We start from the raw sequence: 16,256 nt of genomic DNA, 5'->3' as shown, positions 1-16,256 counted from the left end.
ATGAAGCGAGTCATGGGACTCGATGTCGGATCGAAGACGATTGGTGTCGCGGTGAGTGACCTGATGGGATGGACGGCGCAAGGTGTGGAGACGGTCTACTGGACCGAACCTGACTTTGATGAAGCCGTCCGTCTCCTTCGTCCGTTTATCGAGCAGTACGATGTGAAAGAAGTCGTCGTCGGTCATCCGAAAAACATGAATGGGACAGTCGGCCCGCGTGGTGAGGCGTCCGAGGCATTTGCCGAGGCGTTCACAGAACAGACGGGTTTACCTTGCGTGTTGGTGGATGAACGATTAACGACGATGCAAGCGGAACGGATGCTCATTTCAGCAGATGTCAGCCGCAAAAAGAGAAAAGCGGTCATCGACAAGATGGCGGCCGTGATGATTTTACAAAACTACCTGGATCGTTCCGGGAAATAAGGAGGAATCTCTCATGGCAGAAATCCGTCGTGAAGAAGAAATGTACCGTATTCCAGACGAAAATGGAGACGAACATTTATTTGCAGAAATTTTCCGTATGACGAGCGACCGTTCGAAAAAGACGTTTGTCGTACTCGAACCGGTTGGCGCACCAGAGACAGAAGATGAAGATACGATTGAAGTATACGCATTTGAAATTGAAGAACTTGAAGATGGCGAATTCATCTTGAAGCTCGTCGAAGACGATGAAGACTTCGATGAGGTCATGGAAGCATTCGACATCGTCAATGACGAAGTCGGTCTAGACTAAATAGGGGACGGGCGACTAGGGAACATCCCTCGTCGCCTCTCTTTATAAAAAGAACAGGGGAGAAATGCATGAATCATCCATCTATGTCAGATGAGAAACGTGCCCGCAACCGGATCGTCCGTCGCATCACGGTTGTCATCCTGGCCATCTTCCTTCTCGTCATCGCCACAGGGTCGGCGCTCACATATGTCTTTGTGAAGCGTTCCATCGAACCGATTGACCCAACTTCGACTGAAACGGTCGAGATTGAAGTCCCGCTCGGTGCTGGTTCGGGATACATTGGTGAATTACTAGAAGAGAATGGGCTTGTAAGGAGTAGCACGATTTTCCGTTTCTATACACGCTTTAAGAACGAATCGTCGTTCCAGGCGGGGACGTATACGTTATCTCCGTCACAATCAATCGATGAATTGATTGAAACGTTGCAAACAGGTAAAGTCATTGTGGTCCCTGATATCAAGCTCGTCATTCCAGAAGGATTCACGATTGATCAGGTGATTGCGAGACTTGCGAAAGTGGCCGAAATCCCGAAAGAAGAGATTTCTGAGCAGTTGAGCGACCGTGAATACATTCAGTCTCTCGTAAACGAGCATGAAATGTTGACGGAAGAAGTATTGCAGGAAGGCATCTATCATCCGCTTGAAGGATACCTGTTCCCAGCCACATATGAATTCAATAAAGGCGTAACGCTCAATGAAATCATCGACGAGATGTTACTACCAACCGAAAGTATGTATCAAGAATACAAAGGTCGTTTAGCCGATTCAGGACGTACGTTCCATGAGACGCTCGCGCTCGCATCCGTTGTCGAGAAAGAGGCGGTGTCAACGGAAGACCGTAAAGAGATTGCTGGCGTGTTCGAGAATCGCTTAAACGACGGAATGAAATTACAATCTGACCCGACCGTCTGGTACGGAACGGGGGAAACATCGATTTTCACTTCATTCGCGGACTTGGAGAACGATTCCTTATATAACACGTATCGTTACGAAGGCATCCCGATTGGACCGATTGCGGCCGTGAGCCGTGACGCATTTGAAGCGGTGCTTAATCCGAACGACACTGAGAACATTTACTTCTACGCACGCCCTCCACGTGAAGGGTTCCCGAACGGGGAAGTCTTGTTCGAAGTCGACTATGAGGATCACCAACAAAACGTCAATAAGTACCGTTCCGAATGGGAAGCGTTTGAAGAAGCAAACAGTAATTGATGGGACGACCGGAAGCGGATGCTTCCGGTCGTTTGAATGAAGAGAGTTAAGAGGTGGAACGAGTGGACCATGCATCCTATGAGGGATATGTAGAAAAACTAATCAATGACCGCTCCCCGCTATTGACGGAGATGGAGGCGTTCGCGCGTGTTCATCACGTCCCAATCATGGATTTGACGGGTTCGGAAGTGCTGCTCTCCTTACTGGCGATGCAACGGCCGACCCGAATCCTCGAAGTGGGTACGGCCATCGGCTATAGTGCCATTCGCATGGCAGAATTGTTACCCGATGCAGAAATCGTCACAATCGAGCGGAATGCTCGCCGTTTCGAAGAGGCGACGGAATTCATCAATCGATCGGACGTGCGCGATCGTATTACGCTCGTTCACGGCGATGCCGTCGAATTGATTGGAACGATTGAAGGTGAATTCGATGCCGTATTTATTGATGCGGCAAAAGGACAATATCAAAAATTTTTTGATGGGTATGGCGCTTTAGTACCAATTGGTGGTACGATTTACAGCGATAATTTGTTTTTACGAGGAGACGTCTTGCTAGAGGATGTATCGGTCTTAGACCGACGCCGACGCCGGCTCGTGCGTCTCGTGAAACAGTTTACTGAGCAATTGATGGCACGGACCGATTATCATACTGCAATTTTGCCCCTTGGTGATGGCCTAGCAATCAGTCGTAAATTACGATGAGGAGGACTTAACTTTGATGCAACATAAACCCGTCATTATTGGCGTGGCCGGGGGTACCGGATCAGGAAAAACGACCGTGGCCCGCGCGCTCGTCGATGCGTTTCAAGGTCAATCGGTCGTCATGATCGAGCAAGACGCGTACTATAAGGATCAATCAGAGATGACCATGGAGGAGCGGTACAAGACGAACTACGACCACCCCTTCGCCTTTGATAACGATTTGTTGATCGAACATATCCAACAGTTACAACAACATCAGGCGATTGAAAAGCCGGTCTATGACTATGCGGCCCACACGCGTTCAAGTGAAACCATTTTAATCGAACCCGTCGATGTCGTCATCGTCGAAGGGATCTTGGCACTCGAAGATGCACGTTTACGAGATCTGATGGATATCAAAGTATTCGTGGATACAGATGCGGACGTTCGAATCTTGCGTCGTATGCAGCGTGATTTGAATGAACGTGGACGTTCAATCGATTCGGTCGTTGCCCAATATACAAATGTGGTGCGTCCGATGCACTTACAATTCTGTGAACCTACAAAACGGTATGCAGATATCATCGTTCCTGAAGGCGGAGAAAACTTTGTCGCGATCGATTTACTCGTGACCAAAATCCGTTGGGTGCTCACTGAGCGCAATCGCGCGTGAGGAAATAAATCGTTTTCAATTCAACCCTAGCTGTAATATACTAGGAGACAATGAAGGAGTGACAGAAATGGCTGAAAAACAACACTATATGACGTTAGACGGAAAAGCGAAGATCGAACATGAATTAAACGAACTGAAGACGGTCCGCCGTAAAGAAGTCGTTGAAAATATTAAGATTGCTCGTGATTTCGGTGACTTGTCAGAGAACGCGGAATATGACGCGGCGAAAGAAGAACAAGCGATGGTCGAAGGACGCATCGCACAATTAGAAGAAATGCTCCGTAACGCGGTCATCATTCAAGATGATGCAGGCGATAACTCGGTTGTCTCAATCGGGAAGACGGTAACGTTCTTCATTCAAGAAGATAATGAAGACGAAACGTATACAATCGTTGGTGGAGCTGAGGCAGACCCGTTCACAGGGAAAATCTCTAACGAATCACCGATCGCCAAGGCACTTCTTGGACGTACGATTGGTGATGTGGTCACGGTCCAAACACCAGGTGGCGACATGGTCGTCGAAATTAAAGAAATCAAATAAATTGTTGAGCGACCTCCTATTCGGAAGTCGCTCTCTTTCTGAGGAGGAAACGGAATGAAAGTAGGCATCATCGGCGCGATGGAAGAAGAAGTGAATCTACTTCGGAACGAGTTGACAGAACGAGTAGATACTGAAATCGCGAACTATCATTTTTATGAGGGCTATCTTGGTAACATGCAAGTCGTCATCTTGAAGTCAGGCATCGGGAAAGTCAATGCTGCCATCGGCACGACACTTTTGATTGATAAGTTCAAACCGGACGTCGTCATCAACACAGGATCTGCCGGCGGTTTTAAAAAAGGGATGAAAGTCGGAGACGTCGTCGTCTCGACGGAAGTTCGTCATCACGATGTCGACGTGACGGCATTCGGTTATGAGTACGGACAAGTACCAGGTATGCCGCCAGCGTATGAGGCGGATGCCAAACTCGTCAGCGTCTGTAAAGATGTCATTGAAAACTTGCCGGACGTGAATGTACATCAGGGATTGATTGTGACGGGAGATTCGTTCATCAACGATTCGAAACGCGTGACGGACATCCTCGGTCATTTCGACGGCGTCGCAGCGGTCGAGATGGAGGCTGCCCCGATCGCTCAAACGTGCTATCAGTTTGGTATTCCTTTTGTCGTCACACGCTCGATTTCAGACAGTGCAGACGAAGAAGCGAACTTGTCATTCGACGAGTTTTTGGAGACAGCATCGATCAACTCTGCGAAGATGGTCATGGCTGTCACGAAGCGTTTAGAACAAGCTTAATCCAGTCAACACGAGGAGGATGCATTGACATCCTCTTTTTATTCCCTTATATTAGTACCAGATACTAAGAATAGGGGTCGACGATATGAATATTGGAATCATCGGCATCGGATCGTTCTTACCGGACAATCGGGTGACAAATATCGATTTAGAAAAACGAATGGATACGAGCGATGAGTGGATTCGTACTCGTACAGGCATCGAAGCACGTCATTTGGCTGAAGAAGATATGACAGTCGCAGATATGGCGACACGCGCTGCTGAACGGGCGTTACAGAGTGCGGGCGTCACGATCGACGACATTGAAGCCATCGTTTGTGCGACAGCAACGGCGCCAGCCTTCCCGGCAACTGCATGTGTGGTTCAGGCGAATCTTGGCGCGAAAGCCGCCGTGGCGTTCGACGTGAGCGCGGCATGTAGCGGTTTCATCTTCGCAATGGACACGGCGAAGAGTCTCATGGATTCAAAAGGATTTAAAAAGACGCTCGTCATCGGCGCAGAGAAGATGGGAAGTCTGATTGATTGGGATGATCGATCGACGGCTGTCCTTTTCGGAGATGGGGCAGGGGCTGTCGTGCTCGGGGAAGACGATATCGCTTCAATTGACTCACTTGTGCTCGGAAGTGACGGGACAGGTGGCAAACATCTGTATGAAAATGAAGAAGGTAAAATCGTCATGAACGGTCGTGAAGTCTTCAAATTTGCCGTTCGGAAGATGCCCGAAATCGTGCTTGAGGCGCTGGACAAAGCCGATAAGACGTTGGAGGACCTTGATGTCCTCGTTCCACACCAGGCGAACCGTCGAATCATCGACGCTGCGATGGAACGTTTACACTTAGAAGAAGAGAAAGTTGTCATGACCATTCAAGACCATGCGAATACATCAGCAGCTTCCATTCCACTCGCATTGGCCGAGGCGGTCAAGTCTGGCAAAATCCAAGATGGACAAACGGTCGTCATCGCAGGATTTGGTGCTGGGCTCACGTGGGGGGCTAGCTGCCTGACATGGAATCACGCAACCATTACGGAGGGGAATCATTTATGAAACGAGTAGTAGTGACAGGATTAGGTGTCGTATCACCATTAGGAAACGATGTCTCAACAATGTGGGATCGCCTGTTAAAAGGGGATAACGCGATTGATACGTTGACAAAGATTGACATCAGTCAATATCCGGCCAAGGTTGGGGCGGAAGTGAAGGAATGGAACATCGATCATTTAGTCGAACCGAAGGAAGCGCGTAAGATGGATTCCTTCATCCAATATTCTTTACTTGCGGCAGACGCTGCCCATAAAGACAGCGGACTCGATGTGAAAGCAATCGCGGACGATGTCGGGATTTGGATCGGGAGCGGAATTGGTGGCGTCGAGACGATTGACAAACAGTCGGCCATCTTGCATGACCGTGGACCACGTCGCGTCAGCCCGTTCTTCATTCCGATGATGATTCCGAACATGGCGAGCGGACAAGTATCTATCTATCTTGGAGCAAAAGGACCGAGCAATTGTTCCGTGACGGCTTGTGCGTCAGGGACGAACTCAATTGGTGAAGCGTTCCGTGTCATTCAACGTGGAGATGCCATCGCTATGTTCGCAGGTGGAGCGGAAGCGCCAATCACACCACTCTCGTTCGCAGGATTCTGTTCGAACAAAGCTCTATCTACGAATCCAGACCCGAACACGGCCTGCCGTCCGTTCGATGAGAATCGCGACGGGTTCGTCATGGGTGAAGGAGCTGGGGTGCTCGTTTTAGAAGAATATGAGCACGCATTGGCACGCGGGGCAAAAATGTACGCTGAAGTTGTCGGATATGGAATGAGTTCGGATGCATACCATATCACAGCACCGTCACCAGAAGCTGAGGGCGGATCAAAAGCGATGAGTGAGGCGATTCGTGATGCTGGAATCACGCCAGAAGATGTTCAATACATCAACGCGCATGGAACGAGTACACCACTCAACGATATGCTCGAGACGAAAGCGATTCGTCGAGTGTTCGGGGAACACGCTGACAAGCTCGCCGTCAACTCATCAAAATCGATGATTGGTCATCTTCTCGGTGGTGCAGGTGGCGTCGAGGCCGTCATCACAGCATTATCGATTCACGAAGGCAAGATTCATCCAACGATTAACTGCGAATCACCAGCAGCAGACTGTGATTTGGATTATGTACGTGAAGGAAATCGGGAACTTGACATTCGTTATGCACTCAGTAACTCACTCGGCTTCGGGGGTCACAATGCGACACTCGCATTTGCAAAAGTGATGAACTGACGGTAGAAAAAACACACAAAAAAGGTTAGGGTATAAGGGTTGGTCTAACAGAAAGGAGTGCAACGAATGAAAAAGAAATCATTCATCGTGGCCGCCTTGTTAGGTTCAGTCCTTATCCTTTTTTTATTTATTTGGAACGAACAACGAGAGCAGTCACGCAAACTAGTACCAGTAGAAGAACAACAATTGACGATTTACGGGGAGTCACTTCCGACTCAGCCGGATGTCATGCTAGCAATCGATCCGTCATCTCAAACAATCCTGTCCCATCTCTATGAAGGCCTGTATCGATTCGGAGCAGACGGGTCCATCGAACCAGCGCTCGTTGAGAAGTTAGAGCGATCCGAAGATGGAACGGTCTATACATTCACATTAAAAGAGAGTGTGACGACAGAAGGGAATGCGATTGACGCGCAAACATTCGTCGATCACTTCCAAAAACTCGTGGACGTTGATACGAATTCACCGTTCAGCTTCTTACTAGCAGATGTTCAATCCGCAAAAGAAATCGGACTTGGCCAACAAGAACCGGATACGCTAGGGGTCAAGGCAATCGATGACCGGACGCTCGAGTTGACTCTTGTCCGTCCGATGGAAGGGTTCGAACAGATTTTGGCGATGCCCGCATTTTTACCTCAACCAAATGTGGAAGCATGGGAAGAGCTAGAGACGAACGGTCCATTTAAAATCAAGGCAATCGGAGATACGACCATCTCGTTACATAAAAATGAAACGTACCGAGAAGCTGAACAGGTCACGCTTGAAACGATTACCATTAATAGTGAAGCGAACTTGACGGAAGCGACAGGGATGCAACCCGTCCCATACGATTTTGACGTTTCCACGATTGATGAGGAAATTTTGAACGTACAGGACGTTCCACGAAGTGGAGTCTTTTATTTAAAGCCGAATGTTAAAAAAGCCCCGTTTAATGATGTAGCGTTCCGACAAGCCATCGCATTGACGCTTGAGCGGTCGGAAATCGAGGATTCACTCGCGCGAGCGGAACAGACGACAGAACGATTACTCGTCATCGACCAAGAGGATGCGATCGCACAATTAGAAGGAAACGCCGACCAATTGTTTGACACCGTGAAGAAACGGCTGAAGAAAGATGAACTCGAAATCGAGCTGCTCAGCTTTGTCGATGACGAAGCGCGTCAAATCTCCGCAAAATTAAAGAAGAATTTGGAACAGTTGGATGGTTTGACCGTTAACATTATCGAGCTCCCCTTAGGAGAAAAAGTTAGGAAAGAAGTCTCAGGGGATTATGCGTTTTCTCTATCAGGCTGGCAACCGGACTATCCGATGTTATCCGCCTATTTGACTCAATTTGAAACAAACGATGTCCTCAATTCGAGTCGATATGCCAGCGAATCGTATGATCAATTGATGGATCAGGCTCGCTCAACGGATCGGTTGGAAGAACGAAATGAAATCTTCCGAGAAGCGGAGGCACAGCTGTTAGAAGAGGCTGTTGTTATGCCAATCTATCAAGCTGGACGCTCTTATGTGATCGAAAAAGGTTATGACCATATCGGATATCCGGTCACCGGTCCTTCATATGTCCTAACCTTTGCAAAAAAATACGAAAATTGAGCTAAAAGCCCGCCACTGTAGGCGGGCTTTTAGACTATAGATAAAATTTTTTAGAAAAATCAAAATAAACACTTTGCAAAATTATCAGAATATTGTATTATTGCATCAACGGGATTTTGGTAACAAATACTGTCAGAAGAAATGACTGAATTTTCTACCATCATTCACTTCGTTAAAACGAAAAAATCAGGGGGTCATCGCAATGAATAAGAAAAAAGGTTTTGCTTTAGCATCATCGGTTACACTTCTATCAAGTGCATTCCTAGCTGCATGTTCGACAGGGGATGAAGACACAGGGTCTTCAAACGGATCAGGTTCGGAAGGTTCTGCAGATGAAGCGCAAGTCCTCAACTTGCTCGATTCTTCAGATATTCCTTCACTTAACCCGACACTCGCAACAGATGCTGTATCGTTCAACGTATTGAACAACGTTAACGAAGGTCTCTACCGCATGGACGAAGAAGACAACCCGACTGAGGGGATGGCTGAATCTCACGACGTTTCAGAAGACGGGAAAACGTACACGTTCAAAATCCGTGAAGGCGCGACTTGGTCAAACGGGGAGCCTGTCACAGCGAATGACTTCGAATACGCTTGGAAAGAAGTACTCAACCCAGATAACGCATCACAATATGCATACGTTATGTCAATCATCGAAGGCGCAGAAGCGTACAACACAGGTGAAGGCGAGCGCGATGCTGTAGGCGTTAAAGCAATCGACGATCAAACACTTGAAGTTAAATTGACAGCACCAGCTGACTACTTCCTCGGATTGACTAGCTTCGGCGTATTCATGCCAAAACTCGAGTCATTCGATACAGAGCAAGGCGAGAACTTCGGTACATCTGCAGAGACGACTCTCTACAACGGACCGTTCAAACTCGACAGCTGGGAGCGCGAGCAAGGCTGGAAGATGGTCAAGAACGAAGACTATTGGGATGCTGACACAGTTAAACTTGAAGAAATCAACGTTAAAGTCGTTAAAGAAGTTTCAACAGGTGTTAACTTGTATGAAAACGGTGACGTTGACCGCACAGGCTTGACTTCTGAGCTCGTAGCCCAGTATCAAGACAGCGAAGAGTTCTCAACTGTCGTTGAACCAACACTCTTCTACCTCCAGTTCAACACTGCTGTTGAAGAATTAAATAACCAAAACATCCGTAACGCGATTGACGCGGCATACGATAAAGCAGCAATCTCAGAGACGCTTCTTGCGAACGGTTCGATTCCTGCGAACTACCTCGTACCAAAAGACTTCGTAACAGGTCCTGACGGCAAAGACTTCCGTGAAGCGAACGGCGACATCGGCGGCTATGACGTGGATCGTGCGAAAGAACTTTGGGAAGCTGGACTTGAAGAGCTCGGAACAGACAAAGTTGAACTTGAGCTCCTCAACTATGACTCAGAGTCTGCGAAGCAAATCGGTGAGTTCATCAAAGGTGAGCTTGAGAAGAACCTTCCAGGAATTACGGTTACAATCAAACAACAACCGTTCAACAACAAACTTGACCTTGAGAACAAAGGTGAGTTCGAGTTCACATTCGCTGGATGGGGTCCTGACTACCAAGATCCAATGACATTCGTTGACCTCTTCGTCACTGACGGACCATACAACCGTGGTAAGTGGTCGAATGAAGAATTCGATAAGTTGATCGAATCTGCGAAATCAAGCACAGATGCTGAACAGCGTTGGGCTGACCTTCAAGCTGCAGAGAAAATCGTTCTTGAAGAGAACGCAATCTCGCCAGTTTACCAACGTGGATCGGCTCGCCTCACGAAGCCATATGTTAAGGATATCGTTGAGCACGCATTCGGTGCGGACTACTCTTACAAGTGGGCTTCAATCGAAGGAAAAGAATAATCAAATCATCTTTACGAAGAGAGACAGGGACGCCTGTCTCTCTTTTTATGTAGATATTTGATACAAAAAAGAACGCTCAGCTGAGCGTTCTTTTTAACATCATTTATTTTTTCACTTTGGCACGCTTGCGACTGAGACCCATCGCTTTCTCGATTTTTGCGAGATTCTTGTTCGCGACGGCTTCAGCCTTCACGCGACCGGCATCAAGGATTTCATCGAGTTCTGGTGAATCAATCAACTCGTGATAACGCGTTTGAATTGGTTCAAGCAGGGCAACGACCGCTTCTGCCACATCCTGTTTAAATGTTCCGTAGTTCGAATTCTCATATTGCTTGACGAGGTCATCAATTGAAGTGCCGGTAGAGAGTGAATAAATTTCCAACAAGTTTGAAATCCCTGGTTTGTTCTCCCGATCGAATGAGATGACACCACTCGAATCTGTGACGGCACTCTTGATTTTCTTGCGAATGACATTCGGCTCATCGAGCATCGAGATATATCCTTTGGCATTCGTATCCGATTTAGACATCTTCTTCACGGGATTCGTGAGAGACATGATCCGAGCGCCTTCTTTTTGAATGAGTGGTTCCGGCATCGTGAATGTCTCGTAATAACGTTTGTTAAAGCGTTCCGCCAAGTCACGAGTCAGTTCGATGTGTTGCTTTTGGTCGTCTCCGACTGGAACGAGTTCCGTATTGTATAACAAAATATCAGAAGCCATGAGCGTCGGGTAGACGAACAACCCTGCGCCTACATTCTCGCTGCCTTGCGACTTGTCTTTATACTGCGTCATACGACCGAGCTCACCCATGCCGGCGATACAAGTTAACATCCAACCGAGTTGAGCGTGTGCTTTTACTTCAGACTGTACGAAAATCGTCGCTTTCTCCGGGTCGAGACCGGATGCGAGATAAAGTGCTGCTAATTTTCGCGTGTTGTTCATGAGCTCGACACGGTCGAGTTGAACAGTAATTGAATGTAAATCGACGATACAATAATAGGCATTGTTGTCGTCTTGTAGGTCGACGAATTGTTTCATCGCGCCAAGGTAGTTCCCGAGCGTCACGACGCCGGTCGGTTTGATTCCTGAAAAAATCGTTGCCATGTGAATACACCTCCGAAAAATATAAAAAACCGCAGTCGTCCTCCCGAATAAATCGGGACGAATAACCGCGGTGCCACCCAAATTTGCATATACTATGCCACTTGAACGCGTTAACGGGCGTGAACCGTCTCGCCATACTTTTTGTTCAGGCGAGCCACTCCGAAGTCCATTCATTCAATAACTTTTCATCTACTCACAGCACCGTAGACTCTCTGAGGAAAAGGGGAATTGAATTACTTGTCTTCATCCAAGTGTTCTTATTCTGCATTTAGTTTAGCACAGGATTCAAGTGACGAAAAGATTAAATCAAAGCGACGAGAAATGAGAGAGCGATACTTCCAACTCCGACATACACCCAGTTCCAAGCCGATTGTTTACGAAGTTGTCGATCTTCCGGTTCTTCTTCCTCATCTTCTTCATAGTCCGCGTCAATTTCCTTCAACTTTGCACGTCGATTACGCTTAAATCCGTACATGATTCCGTCAAATAGACCTGTTGCACTCATATGGGAGAACATCCCGATGGCAAATATCAGAATACCTGAAACGAACAAGCCGCCACTCAAATGAAACGTGAAGGACTCAGTTCGGAAATAGGAAAAAATTGACCACACCGTATAGAAAAGTGTGACAATCCCCCAAACAATCAATATATTTCGAAACTTTTTCAACGATGTAATCTCCTTTCGAGCGTTAGAGGGAATGCATCAACATTCCGTGTTTCTTCTATGATACTAGGAAGGTGGGGCAGAAAGCGAGTAAGAATGTTAAATCAAATGAGAGCGTTTTATTCAATAGTTGACAGTTATATTAAAAATTTCTTACAATAGCCCTAACGTTCTTTCGTCGAATACTTTATGAAATATTCAGAAAATTAAAGAAAAAGTAAGATGTTTATTCGACGATCGGCTAGTTTTTTAAAACGAAAGGGGAAATCGCAATGAAGAAAAAATCGATTTTGCTCATGATGACAATCATCTTGGCACTCGGTTCAGTTCTCGCAGCTTGTTCGACAGGCGGAGACTCTGATGGCGGCGGTTCTTCTTCAAACGGAGAGAAAGTTCTTCGTTTGACGGATACGTCAGATATCACAACAGCCGATCCGGCTCTTGCTACAGACGCGGTCGCATTCAACTTGATCGCCAACACAATGGAAGGTCTTTACCGTCTTGATAAAGATGGAAATGCCGTCCCGGCACTTGCTGAAGGCGAACCAGAAGTAAACGAAGACGAAACGGTTTACACGTTCAAACTTCGTGATGCTGAATGGTCAAACGGGGAACCGGTCACAGCAAACGACTTTGTTTACGCTTGGCAACGAGCTGTTGATCCTGCAACAGGCTCACAGTACGCATACATCATGAACACAGTTAAAAACGCTGAAGCAATCAACACTGGTGACACACCAAAAGAAGAGCTTGGCGTAAAAGCAATCGATGAGAAGACACTCGAAGTTACACTCGAGCGTCCAGACCCATCATTCCTTTCACTTACTTCGTTCGGTACATTCACTCCGATCAACGAAGCATTCGCTACAGAAAAAGGTGAAGACTTCACGACTGGTCCTGAAAACCTTCTTTATAACGGACCGTTCACATGGACTAAATGGGATCGTGAACAAGGCTATGTCTTAACGAAAAACGAATCATATTGGGATGCAGAAAATGTTGCTCTCGACTCAGTTGATGTGAAAGTTGTTAAAGAAACATCTACAGTCGTGAACTTGTATGAAGCGGGCGATGTCGACTATGCTGGTCTCGCATCAGAACAAGTCGCAGCATTCCAAGAGGATGAAGATTACAACACAGGTCTTCGTTCTGCAGTTGGTTACTTCAAGTTTAACCATGAAGATGAACTTTTCTCTGATGTAAATGCACGTAAAGCAATCGCACGTGCAGTCGACCCATCAGGGATTATCGATCAGCTCTTGAACAACGGTTCAGTAGCAACGACGTCATTCATCCCGAAAGACTTCATCAAGTATGAAGACGGAACGGATTATACAGAGGGCGTGGAATACTTCAAAACAAACACTGAAGAAGCTGCTTCACTTTGGGAAGAAGTAACCGGTGGAGAAGCAACAACAATCGAACTCCTCTCGTTCGACAGTGAAGTATCGAAACAAATCTCTGAGTACATGAAAGGTCAAATCGAGTCGAACTTGCCGAACGTAACGGTTGAGATCGCACAACAACCTTTCAACAACAAACTTGAGCGTGAAGCAAAAGGGGACTACCAAATGTCATTCGCACTTTGGGGACCTGACTACCAAGATCCGCTTACGAACCTTGGTATCTTCACTTCAGACAATGGACAAAACGACATCAACTACTCGTCATCTGAGTATGACAAGTTGATTGATGAAGCATCTGCTGAAACAAGCATCGATGCACGTTACGACTTGTTCAAAGAAGCTGAAGCCCTCTTGATTGAACAAGATCAAGCAATCATGCCTATCTACCAAGCTGGTGTGGCATACTTGATCCGTCCAAACGTCGAGAACTTCAACCGTCAATTATTTGGTGCTGATTACCAGTACAAATACGTTGATATTAAGTAATGGAAGGAGGGGGCATGCTAACCGCATGTCCCCAATTTTCTAAAAAATTCTAGCGAAGTATGAGAAAATACTGTTCAAATGTTTTGTTGGTAAAGTATAATGTAGTAACAGTGAAAATTCAGAATAATCTCTGAAAAGAATTTTCTTTATTTTCAGTCGCTGTACTAAGAGCCTTGAGATGACGTATATGCTATTCTTTCAGAAAATTCCTTTCATTTTGTGAATTTGAAAAATAGGTCATATGTCATAGTGAAGCTGTTGGTGCAAGTAGTAGAAAGAATTAGACAAAACAGGGGGTTTTTATTCATGGGACGTTATATCCTACAACGGCTGACTTACGGCCTCATCACGTTCTTCTTGATTGCCACGTTCACGTTCTTCCTGATGGACCTGCTCCCAGGTTCGCCTTATCAGAACCAGGAAAAACTGACAGAATCACAAATTCAATTGTTGAATGACCGCTACGGACTCAATGATCCGCTTCCGGTCCGCTATGCGACGTACATTGGAAACATGCTACAAGGTGACCTTGGCGTATCGTTCCGTACGGCTAACCGTCCAGTAACTGAGTTGATTATGGAACGAATTGGTCCATCGGCACAATTAGGGGTTCAGGCATTAGTACTTGGAACTCTATTAGGTGTATTGTTGGGTGTTGTTGCGGCGATTCGTCACAATACGGCAATTGACTATGGTTCAATGTTCGTATCGGTAATCGGGATTTCCGTCCCATCATTCGTCTTTGCAGCCCTCCTTCAGTACTATGTTGGAGTTAAATTACAGTTGCTTCCGGTAGCATTCTGGGAATCTCCAGCTCATACGATCTTACCAACCATCTCGTTATCGCTCGGGGTTACGGCAGCAATTGCCCGTTTCGTCCGAACCGAGATGTTAGAAGTAACCGGACAAGACTATGTCACGCTCGCGAAAGCGAAAGGGTTGACGGGTAACGCCATCGTATGGAAACACATGGTACGTAACGCGATGATCCCAGCGATCACGATTCTTGGACCGATGACAGCTGGACTTTTAACGGGTACATTCGTTATCGAGAAAATTTTCGCAGTACCTGGTCTTGGAGAATTGTTCGTTACGTCAATCACGTTGAATGATTACTCTGTCATCATGGGCACGACACTCTTCTTCTCGGCCCTCTTCATTATTATCATTTTACTTGTCGACTTGCTCTATGGGGTTGTGGACCCACGTATTCGTCTTGGGGGGAATAACTGATGATTGAAAACAAAAAGAATTACGAACAGTTCGACCAAGACATGTTCACACCAGTTGAAATGAATGAACAGCTTGGTGAGCGGATTGCCGGAAAAAGTTTGAACTTTTGGCAAGATGCATGGATGCGCCTAAAGAAAAACAAGGCGGCTATCATCTCGCTCTCGATTATTTTAATTCTCGTCGCACTCGCTTTGTTTGGACCGATGCTCTCAAGCCGAGATGCATACGAACAGAACATCTCGCAAGCAAAACTACCGCCTAAAGTCACTGGACTTGAATGGGCTGGATTTGATGGGTTGGCAACACTTGGAGGTCGTGAAATCGACTTCTACGAACAGAAGAATGTAGAAGAAAACTTCTGGTTTGGTACCGATTATCTCGGTCGTGATCTTTGGTCGCGGATTTGGGAAGGGACACGAATCTCCCTCTTTATCGGTTTAGTCGCAGCCATCATCGATACAATCATTGGAGTTGCATACGGTGGTATTTCAGCTTACTTCGGTGGACGTACGGATAACATCATGCAACGTATTGTTGAAATCTTGACAGGTGTACCTAACTTGATTTTGATCATCTTGTTCATCTTGATCTTTGACCCAGGTGTCTTCACCATCATCCTTGCCATGGCCATCACCGGTTGGATTGGGATGAGTCGACTCGTTCGAGGTCAGATTCTCAAACTCAAAAACCAAGAGTTCGTCTTGGCAGCTCGTACACTCGGTGCTTCAAGTGGACGCTTGATTTTCAAACATTTAATTCCGAACACATTGGGTGCCATTATCATCACACTCATGTTCACGATTCCATCTGCCATCTTCTTCGAGGCATTCCTCAGCTTTATCGGAATCGGGCTTCAACCACCACAGGCATCACTTGGTACGTTGATCAACGATGGATACAAAGAACTACGAACTTTCCCGTTCCTTCTTATTATCCCGTCTATCATCATCGTCTTGCTTATGGTCAGCTTCAACTTGCTTGCTGACGGTTTGCGTGATGCGTTCGATCCGAAAATGCGTAAATAAAAA

General features: G+C 46.5%; 16 protein-coding genes and 1 other annotated feature. Of the genes, 14 read left to right on the top strand and 2 right to left on the bottom strand.

Features of this window, described 5'->3' with window-relative positions; genetic code table 11:
- The 11 genes from ruvX to KNO79_RS09030 all read left to right on the top strand — a co-directional run bounded on the left by ruvX (window position 1) and on the right by KNO79_RS09030 (window position 10,331).
- On the top strand, window positions 1-423 hold the full coding sequence (gene ruvX, locus KNO79_RS09080) for a Holliday junction resolvase RuvX (protein ID WP_015881197.1): 423 nt from the start codon (window positions 1-3) through the stop codon (window positions 421-423).
- Window positions 424-436: 13 nt separating this feature from the next.
- The gene (locus KNO79_RS09075; RefSeq protein ID WP_015881198.1) at window positions 437-733 is read left to right on the top strand and encodes a DUF1292 domain-containing protein; all 297 of its coding nucleotides are present in this window, start codon (window positions 437-439) and stop codon (window positions 731-733) included.
- 68 nt (window positions 734-801) lie between these two features.
- Window positions 802-1,944: an endolytic transglycosylase MltG gene (mltG, locus tag KNO79_RS09070; protein ID WP_084543099.1), complete on the top strand. Its 1,143-nt coding sequence runs from the start codon at window positions 802-804 to the stop codon at window positions 1,942-1,944.
- Between the two features lie 62 nt (window positions 1,945-2,006).
- A complete protein-coding gene (locus KNO79_RS09065; protein WP_074037439.1) occupies window positions 2,007-2,648 on the top strand; it encodes an O-methyltransferase in 642 nt (213 codons plus the stop codon).
- A 16-nt stretch (window positions 2,649-2,664) separates the two neighbouring features.
- Entirely contained in the window at window positions 2,665-3,300 is a 636-nt protein-coding gene (udk, locus tag KNO79_RS09060; RefSeq protein WP_015881201.1) for a uridine kinase, read from the top strand.
- Window positions 3,301-3,367: 67 nt separating this feature from the next.
- Complete coding sequence (gene greA, locus KNO79_RS09055) at window positions 3,368-3,841, top strand: transcription elongation factor GreA (protein WP_015881202.1); 474 nt, start codon at window positions 3,368-3,370, stop codon at window positions 3,839-3,841.
- A gap of 54 nt (window positions 3,842-3,895) precedes the next feature.
- Entirely contained in the window at window positions 3,896-4,597 is a 702-nt protein-coding gene (gene mtnN / locus KNO79_RS09050; RefSeq protein ID WP_196430458.1) for a 5'-methylthioadenosine/S-adenosylhomocysteine nucleosidase, read from the top strand.
- Between the two features lie 85 nt (window positions 4,598-4,682).
- Window positions 4,683-5,642, top strand: a complete 960-nt coding sequence (locus KNO79_RS09045) for a beta-ketoacyl-ACP synthase III (RefSeq protein ID WP_214691116.1) — start codon at window positions 4,683-4,685, stop codon at window positions 5,640-5,642.
- Entirely contained in the window at window positions 5,639-6,871 is a 1,233-nt protein-coding gene (gene fabF, locus KNO79_RS09040; RefSeq protein ID WP_074037435.1) for a beta-ketoacyl-ACP synthase II, read from the top strand. The genes KNO79_RS09045 and fabF overlap by 4 nt, the downstream gene beginning before the upstream one ends.
- A gap of 66 nt (window positions 6,872-6,937) precedes the next feature.
- Window positions 6,938-8,470, top strand: a complete 1,533-nt coding sequence (locus KNO79_RS09035; protein WP_214691115.1) for a peptide ABC transporter substrate-binding protein — start codon at window positions 6,938-6,940, stop codon at window positions 8,468-8,470.
- A 202-nt stretch (window positions 8,471-8,672) separates the two neighbouring features.
- Entirely contained in the window at window positions 8,673-10,331 is a 1,659-nt protein-coding gene (locus KNO79_RS09030; protein ID WP_214691114.1) for a peptide ABC transporter substrate-binding protein, read from the top strand.
- Between the two features lie 103 nt (window positions 10,332-10,434).
- Here the strand turns inward: KNO79_RS09030 and trpS are convergent, their stop codons facing one another.
- Complete coding sequence (trpS, locus tag KNO79_RS09025) at window positions 10,435-11,436, bottom strand: tryptophan--tRNA ligase (protein WP_074037431.1); 1,002 nt, start codon at window positions 11,434-11,436, stop codon at window positions 10,435-10,437.
- A 50-nt stretch (window positions 11,437-11,486) separates the two neighbouring features.
- Window positions 11,487-11,695, bottom strand: a binding site (T-box leader).
- A gap of 42 nt (window positions 11,696-11,737) precedes the next feature.
- A complete protein-coding gene (locus KNO79_RS09020; RefSeq protein WP_159562017.1) occupies window positions 11,738-12,106 on the bottom strand; it encodes a DUF3899 domain-containing protein in 369 nt (122 codons plus the stop codon).
- Between the two features lie 269 nt (window positions 12,107-12,375).
- Between KNO79_RS09020 and KNO79_RS09015 the strand changes: the two genes are divergently transcribed.
- The 3 genes from KNO79_RS09015 (at window position 12,376) to opp3C (ending at window position 16,253) form a co-directional block, all read left to right on the top strand.
- The gene (locus KNO79_RS09015; protein ID WP_074037428.1) at window positions 12,376-13,995 is read left to right on the top strand and encodes a peptide ABC transporter substrate-binding protein; all 1,620 of its coding nucleotides are present in this window, start codon (window positions 12,376-12,378) and stop codon (window positions 13,993-13,995) included.
- A gap of 306 nt (window positions 13,996-14,301) precedes the next feature.
- The gene (gene opp3b / locus KNO79_RS09010) at window positions 14,302-15,228 is read left to right on the top strand and encodes an oligopeptide ABC transporter permease (RefSeq protein ID WP_074037427.1); all 927 of its coding nucleotides are present in this window, start codon (window positions 14,302-14,304) and stop codon (window positions 15,226-15,228) included.
- Window positions 15,228-16,253, top strand: coding sequence for an oligopeptide ABC transporter permease (gene opp3C / locus KNO79_RS09005; protein WP_074037425.1), 1,026 nt, complete (start codon window positions 15,228-15,230; stop codon window positions 16,251-16,253). The genes opp3b and opp3C overlap by 1 nt, the downstream gene beginning before the upstream one ends.
- The last annotated feature ends 3 nt before the right edge of the window (window positions 16,254-16,256 follow it).

This window comes from Exiguobacterium sp. s43 (assembly GCF_018617255.1).
GTDB lineage: Bacteria > Bacillota > Bacilli > Exiguobacteriales > Exiguobacteriaceae > Exiguobacterium > Exiguobacterium profundum.
Note: the sequence above shows the minus strand (reverse complement) of the source record. Positions and strands in the feature narration are given on the sequence as shown.

Bases quoted from the DNA above. Each gene is read 5' to 3' on its own strand.
- ruvX (WP_015881197.1), top strand. From the start codon at position 1: ATGAAGCGAGTCATGGGACTCGATGTCGGATCGAAGACGATTGGTGTC.
- KNO79_RS09075 (WP_015881198.1), top strand. From the start codon at position 437: ATGGCAGAAATCCGTCGTGAAGAAGAAATGTACCGTATTCCAGACGAA.
- mltG (WP_084543099.1), top strand. From the start codon at position 802: ATGAATCATCCATCTATGTCAGATGAGAAACGTGCCCGCAACCGGATC.
- udk (WP_015881201.1), top strand. From the start codon at position 2,665: ATGCAACATAAACCCGTCATTATTGGCGTGGCCGGGGGTACCGGATCA.
- greA (WP_015881202.1), top strand. From the start codon at position 3,368: ATGGCTGAAAAACAACACTATATGACGTTAGACGGAAAAGCGAAGATC.
- mtnN (WP_196430458.1), top strand. From the start codon at position 3,896: ATGAAAGTAGGCATCATCGGCGCGATGGAAGAAGAAGTGAATCTACTT.
- KNO79_RS09045 (WP_214691116.1), top strand. From the start codon at position 4,683: ATGAATATTGGAATCATCGGCATCGGATCGTTCTTACCGGACAATCGG.
- fabF (WP_074037435.1), top strand. From the start codon at position 5,639: ATGAAACGAGTAGTAGTGACAGGATTAGGTGTCGTATCACCATTAGGA.
- KNO79_RS09035 (WP_214691115.1), top strand. From the start codon at position 6,938: ATGAAAAAGAAATCATTCATCGTGGCCGCCTTGTTAGGTTCAGTCCTT.
- KNO79_RS09030 (WP_214691114.1), top strand. From the start codon at position 8,673: ATGAATAAGAAAAAAGGTTTTGCTTTAGCATCATCGGTTACACTTCTA.
- trpS (WP_074037431.1), bottom strand. From the start codon at position 11,436: ATGGCAACGATTTTTTCAGGAATCAAACCGACCGGCGTCGTGACGCTC.
- KNO79_RS09015 (WP_074037428.1), top strand. From the start codon at position 12,376: ATGAAGAAAAAATCGATTTTGCTCATGATGACAATCATCTTGGCACTC.
- opp3b (WP_074037427.1), top strand. From the start codon at position 14,302: ATGGGACGTTATATCCTACAACGGCTGACTTACGGCCTCATCACGTTC.
- opp3C (WP_074037425.1), top strand. From the start codon at position 15,228: ATGATTGAAAACAAAAAGAATTACGAACAGTTCGACCAAGACATGTTC.